Raw genomic sequence first — 19,609 nt, forward strand, 5'->3', positions numbered from 1 at the left:
TAGATGTTTCTAAAGAAACAGTAGAAGAAGGTGTACGTAAAGGTGCTTATGTAGTATATGAATCTGAAGAAAATCCAGAATATCTTGTATTAGCTTCTGGTTCAGAAGTAAGCTTAGCCGTAGAAGCAGCAAAAACTTTTGCGGATAACGGCAACTCAGTACGTGTTGTTTCTATGCCGAACTGGCATGCATTTGAACAACAACCAAAATCTTACCAAGATGAAGTTATCCCACCAACTATTAAAAAACGTTTAGCGATTGAAATGGCTTCTTCATTAGGTTGGCATAAATATGTCGGCTTAGAAGGCGAAGTACTTGGTATCGATCGTTTCGGCGCAAGTGCACCAGGCGGATTAGTTGTTGAAAAATATGGCTTCACTAAAGAAAATGTTTTAAAACTTTTGAATAACCTATAAGTTTTGAATTAAGATAAAGATAAGAGCTATTCTACAATTGAAACACCCAAAATAGCGGTTAGCGTTTCAATGAGCTAGGAATAGCTCTTATTCTTATGTTTTAGTATCGATTCAACTTGAAAAGATGAAATTATTTTAGTAAAATGCTAAAGGATAAAGAAAGTGGGTGAGACAATGGCAACTTGGATAGCAATTTTATTAATCATTGCTGCACTTATCATCGGTTTAGTTGGTGGATTCTTCCTAGCAAGAAAATATATGATGGATTATCTTAAAAAGAATCCTCCTATCAACGAAGAGATGTTACGTATGATGATGATGCAAATGGGCCAAAAACCATCTCAAAAGAAAATCAATCAAATGATGACGATGATGAACAAAAACATGGATCAAAAAATGAAATAATCAGTATCTATAAAAAGAAAGTTGTGTGCAGCGGCATATAGCTTTCTTTTTATTTGTATTTATACATTTTCAATCGTTTTGATATGGAAATATAGACACAAAATGATATACTATGAAATGATTTCTCAGGATAGACTTAATGTAGAAAAGAAGGTGTCACGGTGTTATATCTTATATTCTCAGTCGGTGTCGCATTTTTAATGAGTATCGGCGTTATTATATTACGAATGAAAGCACAACAATATCCAGTCAATGAGAAGAAACTCATATTGCCGCCGATTTTTATGTCTACAGGTGCACTGATGTATGTTATTCCTTATTTTAGAATTACAGGACTTGAAGCACTTGAAGCAATGGCAGTCGGGTTGATGTTCTCAATTGTATTGATTTGGACATCTCGTTTCGAGATAAAAGGTAAAGAGATTTATATGAAACGTTCAAAAGCCTTTCCAATCATTTTGATTTCCTTGCTAGTGATTCGTACTGTTATGAAACTTGTCATCAGCAGTCAAATTGATCCAGGTCAACTCGGCGGTATGTTTTTCTTATTGGCATTTTCAATGATTTTACCATGGCGAATTGCGATGTTGATGAAATATAAAAAATTAAGAAAACAAATAGCTGATTGATGGATAATAGTAAATAAAACAATAAATATAATTTAAACGATGTTTTGCAATGATTGGTAAAGCATCGTTTATTTTTATTTTGGGTAAGAAATAAGCATAAAGAGAGGTGACTCGGAGTGAAACTCAAACATGTTATAGGTATTATTTCAGCGATTATTGCTGGGATGGTGTATACCTTTGCGAAATTTCAAAAGCTATATAAGTAGTCAATGATAAACGTCTATTCTCTATAAAGGGATGGACGTTTTGTATTATAATCAATAAAAGAGGTGATTAGATGAAAATCATACATACTGCCGATTGGCATCTAGGTAAAATTTTAAATGGGCAATCTTTTTTAGAGGACCAACGTTACATTTTAAACCAATTTATTGATGCGATGAAAGAAGAACAACCAGACGTCATTGTCATTGCAGGTGACTTGTATGACACGAGCTATCCAAATAAAGAAACAGTTAAATTATTAGAAGAAACAACAAGAACTTTAAACTTAACATTAAATATCCCACTTATCATTATTAGCGGTAACCATGATGGCAGAACACGATTGAATTATGGTGCTAGCTGGTTTGAGCATACGCATTTATATATTCGCACCAATTTAGACCGCATTGCAGAACCGATTACGATTAATGGTGTGAATTTTTATATGTTGCCATACGCAACTTTAGGAGAAATTCAGCATTTCTATACAGAAGAAAAATTGAAGTCCTACGATCAAGCAATTCAATGTTGTTTAAAACATATGACAGCACAATTAGACTCTAATCAAACTAATATATTAGTCGGTCATCTGACTGTTTCAGGTGGCATAAAGTCAGATTCAGAACGTGAGTTATCTATTGGAACAGTTGAAGAAATACCGGAAAATGTTATGAAGCAATTTGATAGCGTACTCTTAGGCCATTTACATCATCCATTCAGTATTCAATCAGATTTTGTTCATTACAGTGGCTCACTCTTACAGTACTCATTTTCAGAAACGAAACAAGCAAAAGGTTATCGTAAATTAACTGTAGATGAAGAAGGATACATTGAATCTATTTTCATTCCACTCAAACCATTGAGAGAATTAGAAGTCGTTGATGCCACTTATGAAGAAGCAATTCAAGAAAATGCACAAGTTAAAAATAAAGAAAACTACATCCATTTCAATTTAACTCAACTTTCACATGTTAATGATCCGATGATGAATTTAAAACAAATCTATCCTAACGTATTAGCACTATCTAATCAGAGTCAAACGTTTGAAGTACATGAAACACAAAATGCGATTAAACAAATGACAGATAAAGAAATTATTGAAGATTTCTATGAAAGCATGACACAAAAATCATTAAGCAAAGTACAAGAACAAAAAATTAATGACTTGTTAAATCGCATGAATCGAGGTGAAGAAGCATGAGACCATTGACATTACATTTAGAAAACTTCGGGCCTTTCTTAGACGAAACAATAGATTTTTCTAAACTAGAGGATAACGAACTGTTTTTAATCAGCGGTAAAACAGGTTCAGGAAAGTCTATGTTATTTGATGCGATTGTCTATGCTTTATTTGATGAAGCTTCTTTAGAAAGCAGAAAAGGCAAAGAGCTTAGAAGCCATTTCGCAGATGGTAAATCACCAATGGTTGTCACATTTGAATTTCGATTGAAAAATCGTTTATTTAAAGTCGTCCGACAAGCACCCTTTGTTAAAGAAGGAAATAAAAACGAGACAAAAGGCGAAGCACTAATTTACGAGTGGAAAAATGACGGCTATGAACTTATAGAAAGTCGAATCAGACAAGGAAAAGAGTATCTGATCAGATTATTAGGCGTTAATGCCAGTCAATTCAGACAATTATTTATTTTGCCGCAAGGTGAATTTAAAAAGTTTTTATTCTCTAAAAGTTCTGAGAAACAAACGATTTTACGTACATTATTCAACACAGTACGTTTTGACCACCTAAAAAAGCAACTAGAAGAAGAGATTAAAGATGAAAAACATCAAATTGAATTACGTTATCAAACAATTGCGCAACATTGGCAAAATGTAGATAATTTTGAAGATGAACATTTAGAAAATTTGAAAACAACACCAAGTATTCAAACAGATAAATTGATGTTGTATATCCCAGAATTTGAAACAACAGCTGAAACAATATTAAAACAACTGACAAAACAAAAAGAAAAAGAACAAAATGAATTTGAAAAAGCAGATGCTACGTATCGTAAAGCACTTGAACTGAATCAAAATATCAAAGCATTACAACAAGAACAAGAAAAGTATCAAAACTTAACAAATGAAGTACAACATATTGAATCGTTAGAAACACTTTTAAAACAAATGAGAGAAGTGCGTCCTTTACATCAAATTTTGACGACACTTGAACAATCGCGTGAAGATTACACACAAACGCAAGAAAGATCCGAAAATTTAACTAAACAGTTAAAACAAATTGAAACGCAATTAGAAGAAAGTAAACAACAGTTAAAACACTTACAAGAAAATCAATCACAAATCGAAAAAGCACAACATTTTATAAGTGAAACTCAATATTTTTATAAAAATGCATCTCAATATCAAAGTGCTTATAAATTAATCGATAAGCTGACAGTTGAAGTGAAACAACTAGAAGATGCATTAAATGAACAACAAGCACATTTAAAACAACTTGATTCAAGTCATGAAACAGTTCAACCGGATTACGAAAAAGTAAATCAACTAACACAGAAACTGTTTGAAATTGACAATGAAATTAAAGCAGCTGAACAATATCAAACTGCCTTTACGACATATCAAAAGCAAATACAAAATATTGAACGGCTAAAAACAAAGCAAGAAGAAAATCAAACGGCCTTAAATGAACTAGAGGAAAGAATCAAAGCATTCAATACACATCAGTTTGAATTAGACAATCAAGAAACAATGATTCGAAAATTACAATCTATGTTAGAACCTGGTGATCAATGTCCAATTTGTGGTCATGAAATTACATCACTGTCAGATCATGTAGATTACGAACAATTAAGAGCTTATCGACATGAGCTTGAAAACTTACAAAAACAAAGAGATGAATTAAATACTAAAGCAGCCGAATTCAATACAGAAATAAAAATTGAGCAACAAGCAGTCAATACGTTTGAAGAAACACATGGCACTGAAAATACCAAAGTGGATATAGAAGCATTAAGGGAGCAATATAAAGATACAGAAACCAAAAAACAACAACAACAAAAAGCTAATGCTGAACTTGAAGAGAAAATAAAGCAAAAACAACAAACTAAAGAAGCAATTCAGTCATTACAGTTAAAAGTGACCAATCAACAAGCTGAATTGACGAACCAGCAAAAACTGATTAAAGCGTTTGAATCAAATACTGAATATAAAGATGTAGTGGCGTTTAAAAATGATTATGAAACTAAAGAAAAAGAAGTTCATCAATTTGAAAAACAACAGACAAAGTTAACTGAAAAAATAAGAGAGCTTGAACAAGACTTTGCATTAAAACAAAACTCGCTTCAAAGTGTTAATGAGCGTCTATCAGAACTCTCAGAACAAATCAAAAATCAAGAAACACAGTCAAATAAAGAAATGGAAACGCTAGGTATTCAATCACCAGATGAAGTGAAAAATGTTCTGGATAAAATGAGTGAGAAAGCATCTATTGAACAAGAAATTAAAGATTTCCGTGACGCTCAAGTTAAACTAGCCAGCCAAATTGAGAATTTAAAACAATTGATACAAGGACAACCTGAACCAGATTTAGAAAGTTTGGAAGCGCAACTTCAAGAGGCGAAAGAGAAGTTAGATGTGCAAACGCGACAAGTGAATGAACATGAATTCAAAATCCAATCTAATCAAAAAGAATTTAAGGCGTTAAAAGAGAATATAACAACGTTACAGCAAGAATTAGCTGATCAAGAAGAGATTTTCAGACTTTCAGAAATTTTATCTGGAAAAAATATTCAAAAATTAACATTAGAAAACTTCGTGTTGAGATATTACTTAAACTTGATTATTGATAATGCGAATAAACGTTTCTTCCAGATGACAAATCAAAGGTATAAATTGGTGAGAAGCGAAGCGGTGTCAGTAGGTTACAGTGGATTAGATATAGAAGTCTTTGACTGGTATTCTAATAAATCACGACCGATTAGTACATTGTCAGGCGGAGAATCTTTCCAAGCTGCATTAGCCTTAGCGTTAGGCTTAAGTGAAGTGGTACAACAAGAATCTGGCGGTATTACGTTAGAAGCTATCTTTATCGATGAAGGCTTTGGAACGCTAGACCAAGAAACGTTAGAAACAGCATTAGATACATTGATAAATATTAAAACATCAGGTCGAATGGTGGGGATTATTTCTCATGTCAGCGAGTTAAAACAACGCATTCCAAGTATTTTACAGATTCATTCAAATGGTTATCAAAGCCATGCAGAATTTAGATTTCAATAAAAAAAGCAATGCCGCAGTTATTAAAATTGCGGCATTGCTTTTTATTTTGTGCTAAATCTTATTGATCAGATGGGTTGTTCTGTTTTTGAAGTAAGTCTCTGATTTCAGTTAATAAGATTGTATTTTCTTCTGGTTCTTCTTCAACTTCTTCTTTCTTCATCATAGTGTTAGCTACTTTGACGAATAAGAATAATGCAAAAGCGACGATTAAGAAATCAATAATCGATTGAATAAATAAACCATATTTAATACCGAACATTGACCAGTTTTTCGCAAAATCTACTGTTCCGAAAATCAAACCGATTAACGGCATAATAATATAAGTGACAAGTGATGTAACAATCTTATTGAATGCAGCTCCCATTACTACTGCGACAGCTAAATCTAATACATTTCCTTTAAACGCAAACTCTTTAAATTCTTTAAACACGAGTATGTCCTCCTAAATTTACTAAAGTTAATTATACATTAATGTTTTAAGTAATAAAATACATTTTTTTAGATGTTGGATTTTTTACTAATAGTAAGCGTTTGCTTAAAAAAAGTTAAAAATTCTTAGTTTTTTATCTGGTAAGAGGGTATGTTAAAGTAATGTATAATTTCAATGTAAGAAATCAAGTTGTTTATTGCTCAATGTATTTTTAATAAAATTGATTTTTATACGATTGTATAATCAATTTTCCTAAATTTGCCTATACAACTTGATTTTGTTATGATTATACTTGGTTTTTCACTAAAATGATATTTTGTTATAAAATATCAAAAGCATATCATTGACAACAAAATAAATCAGAAAGGGAGTAATTGATTATGGATTCTTCTCAAAGAGGTAAGAAGCTCTCACCAGTCTTTATTTACGCTTCAATTATTGTACTTATTGTAGTACTCGCTGGTGCAATCTTCCCATCACAGTTTGATCATGTAACAAATACAATCAAACTATGGATTACCGATAAATTGGGTTGGTATTACTTAATCTTAACTACAATCCTAGTATTCTTCTGTGTTTTCCTTATCTTCAGTCCAATTGGAAAACTGAAACTAGGTAAGCCTAATGACAAACCTGAATTCAATACGATTTCATGGTTTGCGATGTTATTCAGTGCCGGTATGGGTATCGGTTTAGTATTCTATGGTGCAGCAGAACCAATGGGACATTTTGCGGCGCCGCCAAATGCGAAACCTGAAACAGCTCAAGCCTATACTGAAGCGTTACGTTCTACGTTCTTCCACTGGGGCTTCCATGCATGGGCAACTTATGGTGTAGTAGCATTAGCACTTGCTTATGCACAGTTCAGAAAAGGAGAACCAGGTTTATTATCTAAGACTTTACGTCCTATTTTAGGAGATAAAGTAGATGGACCTGTGGGTACTATCATTGACGTATTAGCAGTCTTCGCGACTGTTGTTGGTGTAGCAGTATCATTAGGTATGGGTGCACTACAAATCAATGGTGGTTTACATTACTTATTCGGCCTTCCAAACAATGTTTGGGTACAAGGTATTATTATCGTTGTTGTAACTATCTTATTTATTGCATCAGCATGGTCTGGTATCAGTAAAGGGATCCAATACTTAAGTAACTTAAACATCGGTTTAGGTACAATCTTAATGATTGTTGCATTAATTATTGGTCCAACTGTTCTAATCTTAGACATGTTGACAAGCTCAACAGGTAGCTTGTTGAACACATTCTTGTCTAACAGTTTTGACACTGCAGCATTAAATCCTAAAAAACGTGAATGGATGTCAGGTTGGACACTATATTATTGGGGCTGGTGGTTAAGCTGGAGTCCATTCGTAGGTGTGTTCATTGCGCGTGTATCTAAAGGACGTTCAATTCGCGAATTCGTTTCAGGCGTGCTATTAGTACCAGCATTAGTCAGCTTCATTTGGTTCAGTGTGTTTGGTGTACTAGGTATTGAAACTGGTAAAAAACACAAAGAAATCTTTGAAATGTCACCTGAGACACAATTATTCGCAGTATTTAATCACTTGCCTTTAGGCATTATATTATCAATTGTTGCGTTACTATTGATTGCATCATTCTTCGTTACTTCTGCAGACTCAGCAACATTCGTGTTAGGTATGCAGACTTCTTATGGTTCATTAGAACCAGCGTCGTACATTAAAGTAACTTGGGGTATTGCGCAATCATTAATCGCGTTTATCTTGTTATTCTCAGGTGGAGATACAGGCTTGAACTCACTGCAAAGTGCAGCGATTATCAGTGCCTTGCCATTCTCCATTGTGATCATATTAATGATGATTGCCTTCTACAAAGATGCGAACCGTGAACGTAAGTTCTTAGGCTTAACATTGACGCCTAATAAGCATCGTTTAGAAGAATATGTGAAATATTCACAACAAGATTATGAAGAAGACATTCTAGAAAAACGTAAAGTACGTCAACAATCACAAAATCTTGATTCTTAATTGAATTTTAGATGCGTTGTCTTTCAATTATTAAATTGAAAGGCAGCGCATTTTTTTATTTAGGTTAAATAAATGAAAATTATTCTCAATACATAATAGATACTTATTACACGAAGTGGATATGATAAGATATACTTATACATACTGATTATAAAACAAAAACAATGAACATTTGGTTTTTAATGAATATCAGTTGTATTCGCTATCATATCAATATACAATCTAAGTAAAGGCATAATATTAATCAGGGGGGATTTAGATGTCTTCTAACTTAAAAGAGCAAGCAAAGAAAACGTTTACTTTAAACGACAATACGTATACTTTTTACGATTTGCAGTCATTAGAAGAACAAGGTTTAACTAAAATCAACAAATTGCCATATTCAATTCGAGTACTATTGGAATCGGTATTACGCCAAGAGGATGGCTTCGTAATTACTGATGACCATATTAAAGAATTAGCAAAATTCGGTGATGGCGCTGAAGGTGAAGTACCATTTAAACCATCTCGTGTTATCTTACAAGACTTCACAGGTGTACCAGCAGTTGTTGACTTAGCTTCATTACGTAAAGCAATGGATGATGTAGGCGGCGATATTAATAAAATTAACCCGGAAGTACCTGTAGACTTAGTTATTGACCACTCAGTACAAGTAGACAGCTATGCGAATCCAGATGCATTACGTCAAAACATGAAATTAGAATTCCACCGTAACTTCGAACGTTACCAATTCTTAAACTGGGCAACAAAAGCATTCGATAACTACAATGCTGTACCACCAGCAACAGGTATCGTACACCAAGTTAACTTAGAGTACTTAGCTAACGTTGTACATGCAAGAGACGTAGATGGTGAAACAGTAGCATTCCCAGATACATTAGTCGGTACTGACTCTCATACGACAATGATTAACGGTCTTGGCGTATTAGGTTGGGGTGTCGGCGGTATTGAAGCTGAAGCAGGTATGTTAGGTCAACCTTCATACTTCCCAATTCCAGACGTAATCGGTGTTCGTTTAGAAAACCAATTACCACAAGGTGCAACAGCAACTGACTTAGCTTTACGTGTAACTGAAGAGTTACGTAAAAAAGGCGTAGTTGGTAAATTCGTAGAATTCTATGGTCCTGGTGTTCAACACTTACCATTAGCTGACCGTGCTACAATCGCTAACATGGCACCTGAATACGGTGCAACATGTGGTTTCTTCCCAGTTGATGAAGAATCATTAAAATATTTACGTTTAACAGGCCGTACTGAAGAACAAATTGAATTAGTTGAAGAATACTTGAAACAAAACCATATGTTCTTCGATGTGGAAAAAGAAGATCCTTCTTACACAGATGTTCTTGAATTAGACTTATCTACTGTAGAACCTTCTTTATCAGGTCCTAAACGTCCACAAGACTTAATTAAATTAGGCGACATGAAACAAGAATTCGAAAAAGCAGTGACTGCACCAGCAGGCAACCAAGGTTTCGGATTCGACGAATCTGAATTCGATAAAGAAGCAACAATCGAATTCGCAGATGGCCACACTGCTAAAATGACAACAGGTGATATCGCTATTGCGGCAATCACTTCATGTACAAACACATCTAACCCATATGTAATGTTAGGTGCTGGTTTAGTTGCGAAAAAAGCAGTAGAAAAAGGCATGAAAGTACCTGAGTACGTGAAAACATCACTTGCACCAGGTTCTAAAGTTGTAACTGGCTATTTAGATGATTCAGGCTTACAAGAGTACTTAGATGCATTAGGCTTTAACTTAGTAGGTTATGGTTGTACGACATGTATCGGTAACTCAGGTCCATTATTACCAGAAATTGAAAAAGCAATTTCAGGCGAAGACTTACTTGTAACTTCTGTATTATCTGGTAACCGTAACTTCGAAGGTCGTATCCACCCATTAGTAAAAGGTAACTACTTAGCTTCACCACCATTAGTTGTGGCATATGCTTTAGCAGGTACTGTAGATATCGACTTACAAAATGACCCAATCGGTCAAGACAAAGATGGCAACGATGTATACTTAGATGATATCTGGCCATCAATCAAAGAAGTTGCTGATACTGTTGAAAGCACTGTTACACCTGACTTATTCCGTGAAGAATACTCAGATGTATACACAAATAACGAAATGTGGAATGAAATTGAAACTACGGATCAACCATTATACGACTTTGATCCTAACTCAACTTATATCCAAAACCCTACATTCTTCCAAGGTTTATCAAAAGAACCAGGAAAAATCGAACCGCTTAAAGATCTACGCGTGATGGGTAAATTCGGTGACTCAGTAACAACTGACCACATTTCACCAGCGGGTGCAATCGGTAAAGATACGCCAGCAGGTCAATACTTGCAAGAAAATGACGTACCAATCAGAGAGTTCAACTCATACGGTTCTCGTCGTGGTAACCACGAAGTAATGGTAAGAGGTACTTTCGCAAACATCCGTATTAAAAACCAATTAGCGCCAGGTACAGAAGGCGGCTTCACAACTTACTGGCCTACAGGCGAAGTAATGCCAATCTATGACGCAGCAATGAAATACAAAGAAGACGGTACTGGATTAGTTGTCTTAGCAGGTAACGACTACGGTATGGGATCTTCTCGTGACTGGGCTGCTAAAGGTACAAACTTACTAGGCGTTAAGACAGTTATTGCACAAAGCTACGAACGTATCCACCGTTCTAACTTAGTGATGATGGGTGTATTACCGCTTCAATTCCAAGACGGCGACTCAGCTGACAGCCTTGGATTAGATGGTACTGAAGAAATTTCAGTAGACATCGATGAATCTGTAAAACCACATGACAAAGTTAAAGTAACTGCTAAAAAAGAAAATGGCGAAACAATCGAATTCGATGTAATCGCTCGTTTCGATTCACAAGTTGAATTAGACTACTACCGTCATGGCGGTATCTTACAACTTGTATTACGTAATAAATTAGCAAATGCGTAAGACATCAACCTTATTTTGATAGAACTTGATGTGAGGCTAAGATGGTGTGAAACTGTCTTAGCCTCTTCATTTTGTGCTATGATAAAACATGGAATGAGAATAGAAAGTGTGGCGTAAAAATGATATACAGTATTACTGAAATAGAAGCAAGATACCAAGAAACTGATAAAATGGGATTTATTTATCATGGGAACTATGCGACATGGTTTGAAGTTGCTCGTACAGACTATATAAGCAAGCTTGGCTTTAATTATGCCGATATGGAAGCGCGTGGCATCATTTCTCCAGTCACGCACTTAGATGTGAAGTTTATTAAACCTGTGACTTATCCTGAAAGAGTAAGAATAAAAACATGGGTAGAACGCTATTCACGTTTACGTTCTTTATATCGTTATGAAATTTATAACGAAAAAGGAGAAATTGCGACAACAGGTTCAACTGAGCTGATATGTATGACAGAAGATACGCATACACCGATTCGTTTAGATCGTTATTTCCCAGACTGGCACGAAGTCTATCAAGAAGTAGAAAAACGAAACAAAGCTGGCGAACAATTTGAAGTGACTGATGGGATTCAATAATTAAATGAACGCAAAAAACTGGGACATATGGATGCCCCAGTTTTATATGTGTTTAGAGATGCTATTAAAATTTGAAAGTAATTTCATCTTTGTCATCAACATCGATAGTTATTGATACATCTTCAAAGTACCATAAGTCTTTTTCGGCAATAATGATGTCTACACCGTCGTAGTCTTGTTCAAATCCAATTTCAATGGGTTGATCATTGCGGTTATCAATATTGAATGCAGGGCTGAAACCTTGTTTAATTTGAGGTTCTCCGCCATAACGCACAAAGATGTGAATGGCTTTTCCTTCTTGAGGTAATTCAAACTCATCTTTGAACCAGTTGATTGCTTTATCTGTCAATTTCAATTCCATGGTAAAACTCCTCTCATTATTACCAAATATTATGCTGCATATAAAGATTTATATATAAGAGTATAACCGTTATAACACCATGATTAACCTTAAATGCTCAATTTCTTTAAAAAGTATAGAACGGATTTGACAAAATTTTGTATAGTTATAAAAAACCGGAACACATTTTGTCCCGGTTTGTGATTTACATCCATTTAATTTTAGGCTCTTCACCTTTGAAGATTCTTATAATATTTGTACGGTGTCTGATAATCAATAAGACAGCAACGATGATGCTGACACCTAATAAGATATAATCTTGAATAATGAGTGATCCGATGACACAGCAAATAGCTGCGACGATACTTGATAAGGATACGTATTTAGTCAGTTTTAATGTAATAAAGAAGATAGCTGCTAAGATTAAGAGTAAAATCGGAGCAACACCTAATACGACACCCGCACTGGTTGCGACAGCTTTTCCGCCTTTGAATTTAAGAAAGACTGGGAAAACATGTCCGACTATCGCAAATACACCGACAATCATACCATGTGTAAAGAACTCACTGATAGGTCCTGTCGTATGGATTGGGAACCATAGTGGAAAGAAAACTACAATAAAACCTTTAAATATATCTAAGAAAGTTACAGCAAATCCGGCTGGTCGTCCTAACACACGAAAACTGTTAGTAGCACCGGTATTACCGCTTCCATACTGTCTTATATCTTTTTTGAAAAATAATTTTCCGATTATGATACCGCTTGGGAATGAACCTACTAAGTAGGCGAGCAGCAGCATGAGTACAATCATCATTGACCTTGACACTTCCTTTATTGACGATAACGTTATTTTACCACACTCCAAGACTTTGAAGTGGACTGTTCTATTATTTTCACGACACATTCTCGTTATATATAGTTTAAGCGACAATGTTCGATTTTCATAGTAACAAAATCTTTTATCGAAAGAAATCTTTTTTCGTTAGGTTGTAAAATGTTATCGTATGCAAATCAATTTCTGACTTGCATTTTGATTTGATTTAAGTAAGAATGTTTATTGTAATGTTTTATAAACGAACGTACGTTTGTAGGAGGCGAAGAATCGATTGGCAACAAATAAACGACAAAACTATTCGGACGATTCTATTCAAGTACTTGAAGGATTAGAAGCAGTCCGTAAAAGACCAGGAATGTATATTGGGTCAACCGATAAACGTGGTTTACACCACTTAGTATATGAAATCGTAGATAACTCAGTAGATGAGGTATTGAACGGTTATGGTAATGAAATCAAAGTGACTATCAATAAAGACGATAGTATCACAATAGAAGATAACGGACGCGGGATGCCGACGGGGATTCATAAATCTGGTAAACCGACAGTCGAAGTTATCTTCACAATCTTGCATGCCGGCGGTAAGTTCGGCCAAGGCGGCTATAAAACATCAGGCGGCTTACATGGTGTAGGGGCTTCCGTAGTTAACGCATTGAGTGAATGGTTAGTCGTTGAAATTTATAGAGACGGCTCTATTTATGAACAGCGTTTTAATAAAGGGGGATTACCTGCCACTGGTTTAGAGAAAAAAGGAAAAACACGTAAAAAAGGAACGAAAGTAACGTTCAAACCTGATCCAGAAATCTTTAAATCAGCCACATCATTCAATTTTGATACATTAAGCGAACGCCTACAAGAATCAGCCTTCCTTTTAAAAAATCTAAAAATCACTTTAACAGACTTACGTTCTGGTAAAGAAAGAGAAGAAATTTATCATTATGAAGACGGCATCAAAGAATTCGTGTCTTACGTCAACGAAGGCAAAGAAGTTTTACATGATGTTGCGACGTTTTCAGGAGAAGCCAATGGTATCGAAGTCGATATCGCTTTCCAATACAATGATCAATATTCTGAAAGTATCTTAAGCTTTGTCAATAACGTACGTACTAAAGACGGCGGTACACATGAAGTCGGATTTAAAACTGCGATGACACGTGTGTTTAATGATTATGCGCGTCGCATTGGTGAATTAAAAGCTAAAGATAAAAATTTAGATGGTAATGATATTCGTGAAGGCTTAACAGCGATTATTTCTGTCCGTATTCCTGAAGAGTTATTACAATTCGAAGGACAAACGAAGTCTAAACTAGGTACGGCGGAAGCAAGAAGTGCAGTAGATAGTGTAGTCGCAGAGAAACTACCTTTCTACTTAGAAGAAAAAGGACAATTATCTAAATCACTTGTCAAAAAAGCAGTGAAAGCACAACAAGCCAGAGAAGCTGCACGTAAAGCACGTGAAGATGCACGTTCTGGTAAAAAGAACAAACGCAAAGATACTTTATTGTCTGGTAAGTTAACACCAGCACAAAGTAAAAATACAGAGAAGAAAGAACTGTATCTTGTAGAGGGTGACTCTGCAGGTGGTTCTGCTAAACTCGGTCGTGACCGCAAATATCAAGCTATTTTACCATTACGTGGTAAGGTTATTAATACTGAGAAAGCACGTTTAGAAGATATCTTCAAAAACGAAGAAATCAACACTATCATTCATACGATCGGTGCAGGTGTAGGAACTGAATTCAAATTAGAAGACAGCAACTATAATCGTGTCATTATTATGACCGATGCCGATACAGATGGTGCACATATTCAAGTTTTATTATTAACGTTCTTCTTTAAATACATGAAGCCGCTTGTACAAGCAGGCCGTGTCTTTATTGCCTTGCCGCCACTTTACAAATTAGAAAAAGGCAAAGGTAAAGCGAAGAAAGTAGAATATGCCTGGACAGATGATGAATTAGAAAATCTTCAAAAACAATTAGGTAAAGGTTTCAGCTTACAACGTTATAAAGGTTTAGGTGAGATGAACCCTGACCAATTGTGGGAAACTACAATGAATCCAGAAACGCGTACGTTAATTCGCGTTAATGTTGAAGATGAAGTTCGTTCATCAAAACGTGTGACGACGTTGATGGGTGATAAAGTTGCACCACGTCGTGATTGGATTGAACGACATGTACAATTTGGTATGCAAGAAGATCAAAGTATTCTAGAAAACGATGAAATCGAAATTCTAGATCAAGAAGCATACGATGAGGAGGAAGTAAATTGAGCGAAATCATCCAAGACCTTTCGTTAGAAGATGTCATTGGCGACCGCTTCGGCCGCTACAGTAAATACATCATCCAAGAACGTGCCCTCCCAGATGTCAGAGACGGTTTAAAGCCGGTACAACGCCGTATATTATATGCGATGTATTCAAGCGGCAATACATTTGATAAAAACTTCCGTAAGAGTGCCAAAACAGTCGGTGATGTTATCGGACAATTCCACCCTCATGGCGACTTTTCTGTTTATGCTGCGATGGTGCGTTTAAGTCAAGACTGGAAATTGCGTCATGTGTTAATTGAAATGCATGGTAATAACGGGAGTATTGATAATGACCCGCCAGCTGCGATGCGTTATACCGAAGCGAAACTCAGTCAACTTTCTGAAGAATTATTACGCGACATCAATAAAGAAACAGTTTCGTTTGTGCCGAACTATGATGACACTATAACAGAACCGATGGTATTGCCTGCGCGTTTCCCTAACTTATTAGTGAACGGTTCCACAGGAATTTCTGCAGGTTATGCGACAGATATTCCGCCACACAACTTAGGTGAAGTCATTAATGGAACTTTGAAGTTCATTGATAATCCAGATATTACAGTGAATCAGTTAATGAAACACATAAAAGGGCCGGATTTCCCGACTGGCGGCATTATTCAAGGTGTCGACGGTATTAAAAAAGCATATGAAACAGGTAAAGGACGTATTGTCGTTCGCTCTATGGTGGAAACTGAAACGTTACGTAACGGCAGACAAGAATTAGTAGTGTCTGAAATTCCATATGAAGTGAATAAAAGTGCGTTAGTCAAGAAGATTGATGAATTGCGTGCAGATAAAAAAGTGGATGGTATTGTCGAAGTACGTGATGAAACAGACCGTACGGGATTGCGTATTGCGATTGAATTGAAAAAAGATGTTAATAGTGAAGCGATTTTAAACTTCTTATATAAAAATACTGATTTACAAATCTCTTATAACTTCAACATGGTCGCAATCAGTGAAGGACGTCCTAAACAAATGGGCATCCGCCAAATTATCGACAGTTACTTGAATCACCAAATTGAAGTTGTGACGAAACGTACGCGCTATGACTTGTTCCATGCTGAAAAGCGTATGCATATTGTTGAAGGCTTAATGAAAGCTTTATCTGTGTTAGATGAAGTCATTGCGATTATCCGCGGATCTAAAAACAAACGTGATGCGAAAGATAATTTAGTCGCAGAGTTTGACTTCACTGAAGAACAAGCAGAAGCTATTGTGACGTTGCAATTATATCGTTTAACAAACACTGATATTGTGGCGCTTGAAGGGGAACATAAAGAATTAGAAGAACAAATTAAAGGCTTACGCCATATCTTAGATAACCACGATGCTTTATTAAACGTGATTAAAGATGAATTGAAAGAGATTCGTAAACGTTTTAAATCAGAACGTTTATCTCGTATTGAAGCAGAGATTTCTGAAATTAAAATCTCTAAAGAAGTGATTGTTCCGAGTGAGGAAACAATTTTAAGTTTATCTAAAGATGGTTACATCAAACGTACTTCAATCCGAAGCTTCAATGCGAATAAAGTAGAAGAAGTCGGATTAAAAGAGGGCGACAGCTTATTACGTTACGTAGAAACGAATACGCAACATATCGCTTTAGTCTTTACAGATAAAGGCCGTTATCTCTACTTACCGGTGCATAAACTATCTGATATCAAGTGGAAAGACCTTGGTCAGCATATTTCACAACTTGTGCCGATAGAAAATGATGAACGTGTCATTGATGTCTTTACTGAACCAGATTTCAAACAAGAAGCGGATTATTTAATGGCTACGAAAAACGGTATGATCAAGAAAAGTGAGTTAGGTCTGTTTAAGACAACACGTTTCAATAAACCGCTGATTGCGATGAAATTAAAAGATGACGATGTAGTGATTAATGTGATGCGTATTGAATCACCGCAATTACTCTCAGTCATTACACATACAGGTATGTCATTAACTTATAGTTCTGATGAATTATCAAGTACTGGTTTACGTGCTGCAGGGGTAAAATCGATTAACCTTAAAGATGATGACTACGTAGTGATGACACAAGTCGTACATTCTGATAATACGATTTTAATGGCAACACAAAGAGGTGCAGTTAAACGTATCGGCTTTCAAGTGCTAACAGAAGCTAAACGTGCACAACGCGGTATTAAACTGTTGAAAGAACTAAAAAGCAAACCGCATCGTATCGTAGGTGCTGATGTGATTGAAAATCCAGCTGCGACGTATACATTGTATTCAAACAAGGATACTTTCACAGGTACTGTCGGAGATGTACATTTAACAGAACAATATACAAATGGCTCATTTGTGGTTGATGTAGATAGCTTCGGAGATGTTAAGGCATTATCTGTATCAGATATGAGTGAACCTGAAGCATAAATTTAATGAAGTAAAGCTGTTCAAAAAAGGGACGTATATCCCTTTTAATTTGAACAGCTTTTCTTTGTGAAGGATAAGGTTTTTCAAAAAATTATAGTCAGATAATTGCTAAGATGATAAAATATAGAGTAAATCAAATGAAATAACAAGTGGTAGCACATTCTTTTAGAATCCTGCCTCTTGGTATTTTTTTTTATTTAAGTGGTGTATATTGAAGAAAGCAGTCGATATATTCCATTGTTATGTATAAGATATACATAAATATTTAACAGAATATGAGGTAATAAATGTGAAAGATTTTGATAGTTTAGTACCTGGTTGGTTTAAAGCATTTGTTGAAGTAGGGAATGACCTGATTTGGTCACAATACTTAATCGGTTTACTGCTGACTGCAGGACTTTTCTTTACAATCAGCTCCAGGTTTATACAGTTTACGTCATTTGGAGAAATGTTTAGAGCGTTAGTGGAAAAACCTGAAACATTAGATAGCGGTGAAAAAGGGATTTCACCTTTCCAAGCTTTCGCAATCAGTGCAGGATCTCGTGTAGGTACGGGTAATATTGCCGGTGTTGCGACTGCAATTGTCTTAGGTGGCCCTGGTGCAGTCTTTTGGATGTGGGTCATCGCGTCTATCGGTGCTGCCAGTGCGTTTGTAGAATCCGTTTTAGCACAAGTTTATAAAGTACCTGATAAAGCAGGCGGTTTCCGTGGGGGACCAGCGTACTATATGACAAAAGGTTTGAATCAAAAATGGTTAGGTGTCTTATTTGCGGTATTAATTACGATTACATTCGCTTTTGTGTTTAATACAGTACAAGCCAATACCATTGCAGAATCATTGAAAACACAATATCATATCAGCCCAGTCGTAACAGGTATTGTCCTTGCAGTATTAACAGGGATTATCATTTTCGGTGGTGTAAGAAGTATTGCAACATTGTCTTCATATATCGTTCCGATTATGGCAATTATTTATATTGGTGTGGTATTAGTCATCTTAATCATGAACTATGACCAAATCATTCCAATGATCTTAACAATCTTCAAGAGTGCCTTTGGGATTGAACAAGCGACTGGCGGTGCAGTCGGTGCGGCAGTATTACAAGGGATTAAACGTGGTTTATTCTCAAACGAAGCCGGTATGGGTTCTGCGCCAAACGCGGCAGCAACAGCAGCTGTACCACACCCAGTAAAACAAGGTTTACTTCAGTCATTAGGTGTATTCTTCGATACAATCTTAGTATGTACTGCAACAGCAATCGTTATTTTATTATACGGCGGTTTACAATTTGGTGAAGGTGCACCACAAGGGGTTGCGGTAACACAATCAGCATTGAACGAACACTTAGGCAGTGCAGGCGGTATTTTCTTATCTGTCGCAATTACATTGTTCGCATTCTCATCTGTTATCGGTAACTACTATTATGGTCAATCTAACATTGAATTCTTATCTTACAATAAAACGGTGTTATTTATTTTCAGATGTTTAGTTGTATTATTAGTCTTCTTTGGTGCAGTCGTGAAAACAGAAACAGTATGGAGTACTGCGGATGTCTTCATGGGCTTAATGGCAATCGTCAATATTATTTCTATCATTGCCTTGTCTAACATTGCACTGGCTGTGATGAAAGATTACCATGACCAACGTAAAGCTGGTAAGAAACCGATCTTCAAGCCAGAGAACTTGGAAATCAATTTATTTGGTATTGAATGTTGGGGCGATCCAGCTAAACAATTATCACGTAAAAAATAATAAATAGAGTATGAGTTGAATAAGAGATTCAACCATTTGCTTCCCTTATCACACACATTATGTGTTGTTGATAAGGGATTTTATTTTTTTGGCTCTCTGTCAAATAGGACTGGTGAG

Annotated in this window: 14 protein-coding genes; 11 read left to right on the top strand and 3 right to left on the bottom strand. The window is 35.7% G+C overall.

Annotated features, from left to right (window positions below):
- The 5 genes from HMPREF3270_RS07820 to sbcC all read left to right on the top strand — a co-directional run.
- Nucleotides 1-416 (top strand): transketolase-like TK C-terminal-containing protein (locus tag HMPREF3270_RS07820; protein ID WP_305367124.1); only part of this gene is annotated, 416 nt, incomplete at its 5' end.
- A gap of 174 nt (nucleotides 417-590) precedes the next feature.
- Entirely contained in the window at nucleotides 591-821 is a 231-nt protein-coding gene (locus HMPREF3270_RS07825) for a YneF family protein (protein ID WP_023015255.1), read from the top strand.
- Nucleotides 822-982: 161 nt separating this feature from the next.
- Complete coding sequence (locus HMPREF3270_RS07830; protein ID WP_002480856.1) at nucleotides 983-1,450, top strand: CcdC family protein; 468 nt, start codon at nucleotides 983-985, stop codon at nucleotides 1,448-1,450.
- Nucleotides 1,451-1,727: 277 nt separating this feature from the next.
- Nucleotides 1,728-2,855, top strand: coding sequence for an exonuclease subunit SbcD (sbcD, locus tag HMPREF3270_RS07835; protein WP_070848674.1), 1,128 nt, complete (start codon nucleotides 1,728-1,730; stop codon nucleotides 2,853-2,855).
- Nucleotides 2,852-5,890 (top strand): exonuclease subunit SbcC, encoded by a 3,039-nt coding sequence (gene sbcC / locus HMPREF3270_RS07840; protein WP_070848675.1) that lies wholly within the window; start codon nucleotides 2,852-2,854, stop codon nucleotides 5,888-5,890. Before sbcD ends, sbcC begins: the two co-directional genes overlap by 4 nt.
- Nucleotides 5,891-5,948: 58 nt before the next feature.
- On the opposite strand, the gene mscL is transcribed toward sbcC, so the two are convergent.
- Complete coding sequence (mscL, locus tag HMPREF3270_RS07845) at nucleotides 5,949-6,320, bottom strand: large conductance mechanosensitive channel protein MscL (protein ID WP_002480859.1); 372 nt, start codon at nucleotides 6,318-6,320, stop codon at nucleotides 5,949-5,951.
- 380 nt (nucleotides 6,321-6,700) lie between these two features.
- On the opposite strand from mscL, the gene HMPREF3270_RS07850 reads away from it, so the two are divergent.
- From HMPREF3270_RS07850 to menI, 3 genes are all read left to right on the top strand, one after another.
- Nucleotides 6,701-8,326: a BCCT family transporter gene (locus HMPREF3270_RS07850; protein ID WP_060804237.1), complete on the top strand. Its 1,626-nt coding sequence runs from the start codon at nucleotides 6,701-6,703 to the stop codon at nucleotides 8,324-8,326.
- Nucleotides 8,327-8,585: 259 nt separating this feature from the next.
- Nucleotides 8,586-11,291 (top strand): aconitate hydratase AcnA, encoded by a 2,706-nt coding sequence (acnA, locus tag HMPREF3270_RS07855; RefSeq protein ID WP_002480861.1) that lies wholly within the window; start codon nucleotides 8,586-8,588, stop codon nucleotides 11,289-11,291.
- Nucleotides 11,292-11,410: 119 nt separating this feature from the next.
- The gene (gene menI / locus HMPREF3270_RS07860; RefSeq protein ID WP_070848676.1) at nucleotides 11,411-11,872 is read left to right on the top strand and encodes a 1,4-dihydroxy-2-naphthoyl-CoA hydrolase MenI; all 462 of its coding nucleotides are present in this window, start codon (nucleotides 11,411-11,413) and stop codon (nucleotides 11,870-11,872) included.
- 64 nt (nucleotides 11,873-11,936) lie between these two features.
- Here the strand turns inward: menI and HMPREF3270_RS07865 are convergent, their stop codons facing one another.
- Nucleotides 11,937-12,233 carry a HesB/YadR/YfhF family protein gene (locus HMPREF3270_RS07865; RefSeq protein WP_002480863.1) on the bottom strand — a complete coding sequence of 99 codons (297 nt, stop codon included), beginning with the start codon at nucleotides 12,231-12,233 and terminating at the stop codon, nucleotides 11,937-11,939.
- 184 nt (nucleotides 12,234-12,417) lie between these two features.
- Nucleotides 12,418-13,026, bottom strand: coding sequence for a glycerol-3-phosphate 1-O-acyltransferase PlsY (plsY, locus tag HMPREF3270_RS07870; protein WP_023015251.1), 609 nt, complete (start codon nucleotides 13,024-13,026; stop codon nucleotides 12,418-12,420).
- 292 nt (nucleotides 13,027-13,318) lie between these two features.
- On the opposite strand from plsY, the gene parE reads away from it, so the two are divergent.
- The 3 genes from parE (at nucleotide 13,319) to HMPREF3270_RS07885 (ending at nucleotide 19,492) form a co-directional block, all read left to right on the top strand.
- Nucleotides 13,319-15,319 carry a DNA topoisomerase IV subunit B gene (parE, locus tag HMPREF3270_RS07875; protein WP_023015250.1) on the top strand — a complete coding sequence of 667 codons (2,001 nt, stop codon included), beginning with the start codon at nucleotides 13,319-13,321 and terminating at the stop codon, nucleotides 15,317-15,319.
- Nucleotides 15,316-17,739, top strand: a complete 2,424-nt coding sequence (gene parC, locus HMPREF3270_RS07880; protein WP_070867234.1) for a DNA topoisomerase IV subunit A — start codon at nucleotides 15,316-15,318, stop codon at nucleotides 17,737-17,739. Before parE ends, parC begins: the two co-directional genes overlap by 4 nt.
- A gap of 289 nt (nucleotides 17,740-18,028) precedes the next feature.
- A complete protein-coding gene (locus tag HMPREF3270_RS07885; protein ID WP_002480867.1) occupies nucleotides 18,029-19,492 on the top strand; it encodes a glutamine transporter AlsT in 1,464 nt (487 codons plus the stop codon).
- The last annotated feature ends 117 nt before the right edge of the window (nucleotides 19,493-19,609 follow it).

The organism is Staphylococcus sp. HMSC65H10 (assembly GCF_001839185.1).
Classification (GTDB): domain Bacteria; phylum Bacillota; class Bacilli; order Staphylococcales; family Staphylococcaceae; genus Staphylococcus; species Staphylococcus simulans.

Bases quoted from the DNA above. Each gene is read 5' to 3' on its own strand.
- sbcC (WP_070848675.1), top strand. From the start codon at position 2,852: ATGAGACCATTGACATTACATTTAGAAAACTTCGGGCCTTTCTTAGAC.
- menI (WP_070848676.1), top strand. From the start codon at position 11,411: ATGATATACAGTATTACTGAAATAGAAGCAAGATACCAAGAAACTGAT.
- sbcD (WP_070848674.1), top strand. From the start codon at position 1,728: ATGAAAATCATACATACTGCCGATTGGCATCTAGGTAAAATTTTAAAT.
- plsY (WP_023015251.1), bottom strand. From the start codon at position 13,026: ATGATGATTGTACTCATGCTGCTGCTCGCCTACTTAGTAGGTTCATTC.
- HMPREF3270_RS07865 (WP_002480863.1), bottom strand. From the start codon at position 12,233: ATGGAATTGAAATTGACAGATAAAGCAATCAACTGGTTCAAAGATGAG.
- HMPREF3270_RS07825 (WP_023015255.1), top strand. From the start codon at position 591: ATGGCAACTTGGATAGCAATTTTATTAATCATTGCTGCACTTATCATC.
- acnA (WP_002480861.1), top strand. From the start codon at position 8,586: ATGTCTTCTAACTTAAAAGAGCAAGCAAAGAAAACGTTTACTTTAAAC.
- HMPREF3270_RS07850 (WP_060804237.1), top strand. From the start codon at position 6,701: ATGGATTCTTCTCAAAGAGGTAAGAAGCTCTCACCAGTCTTTATTTAC.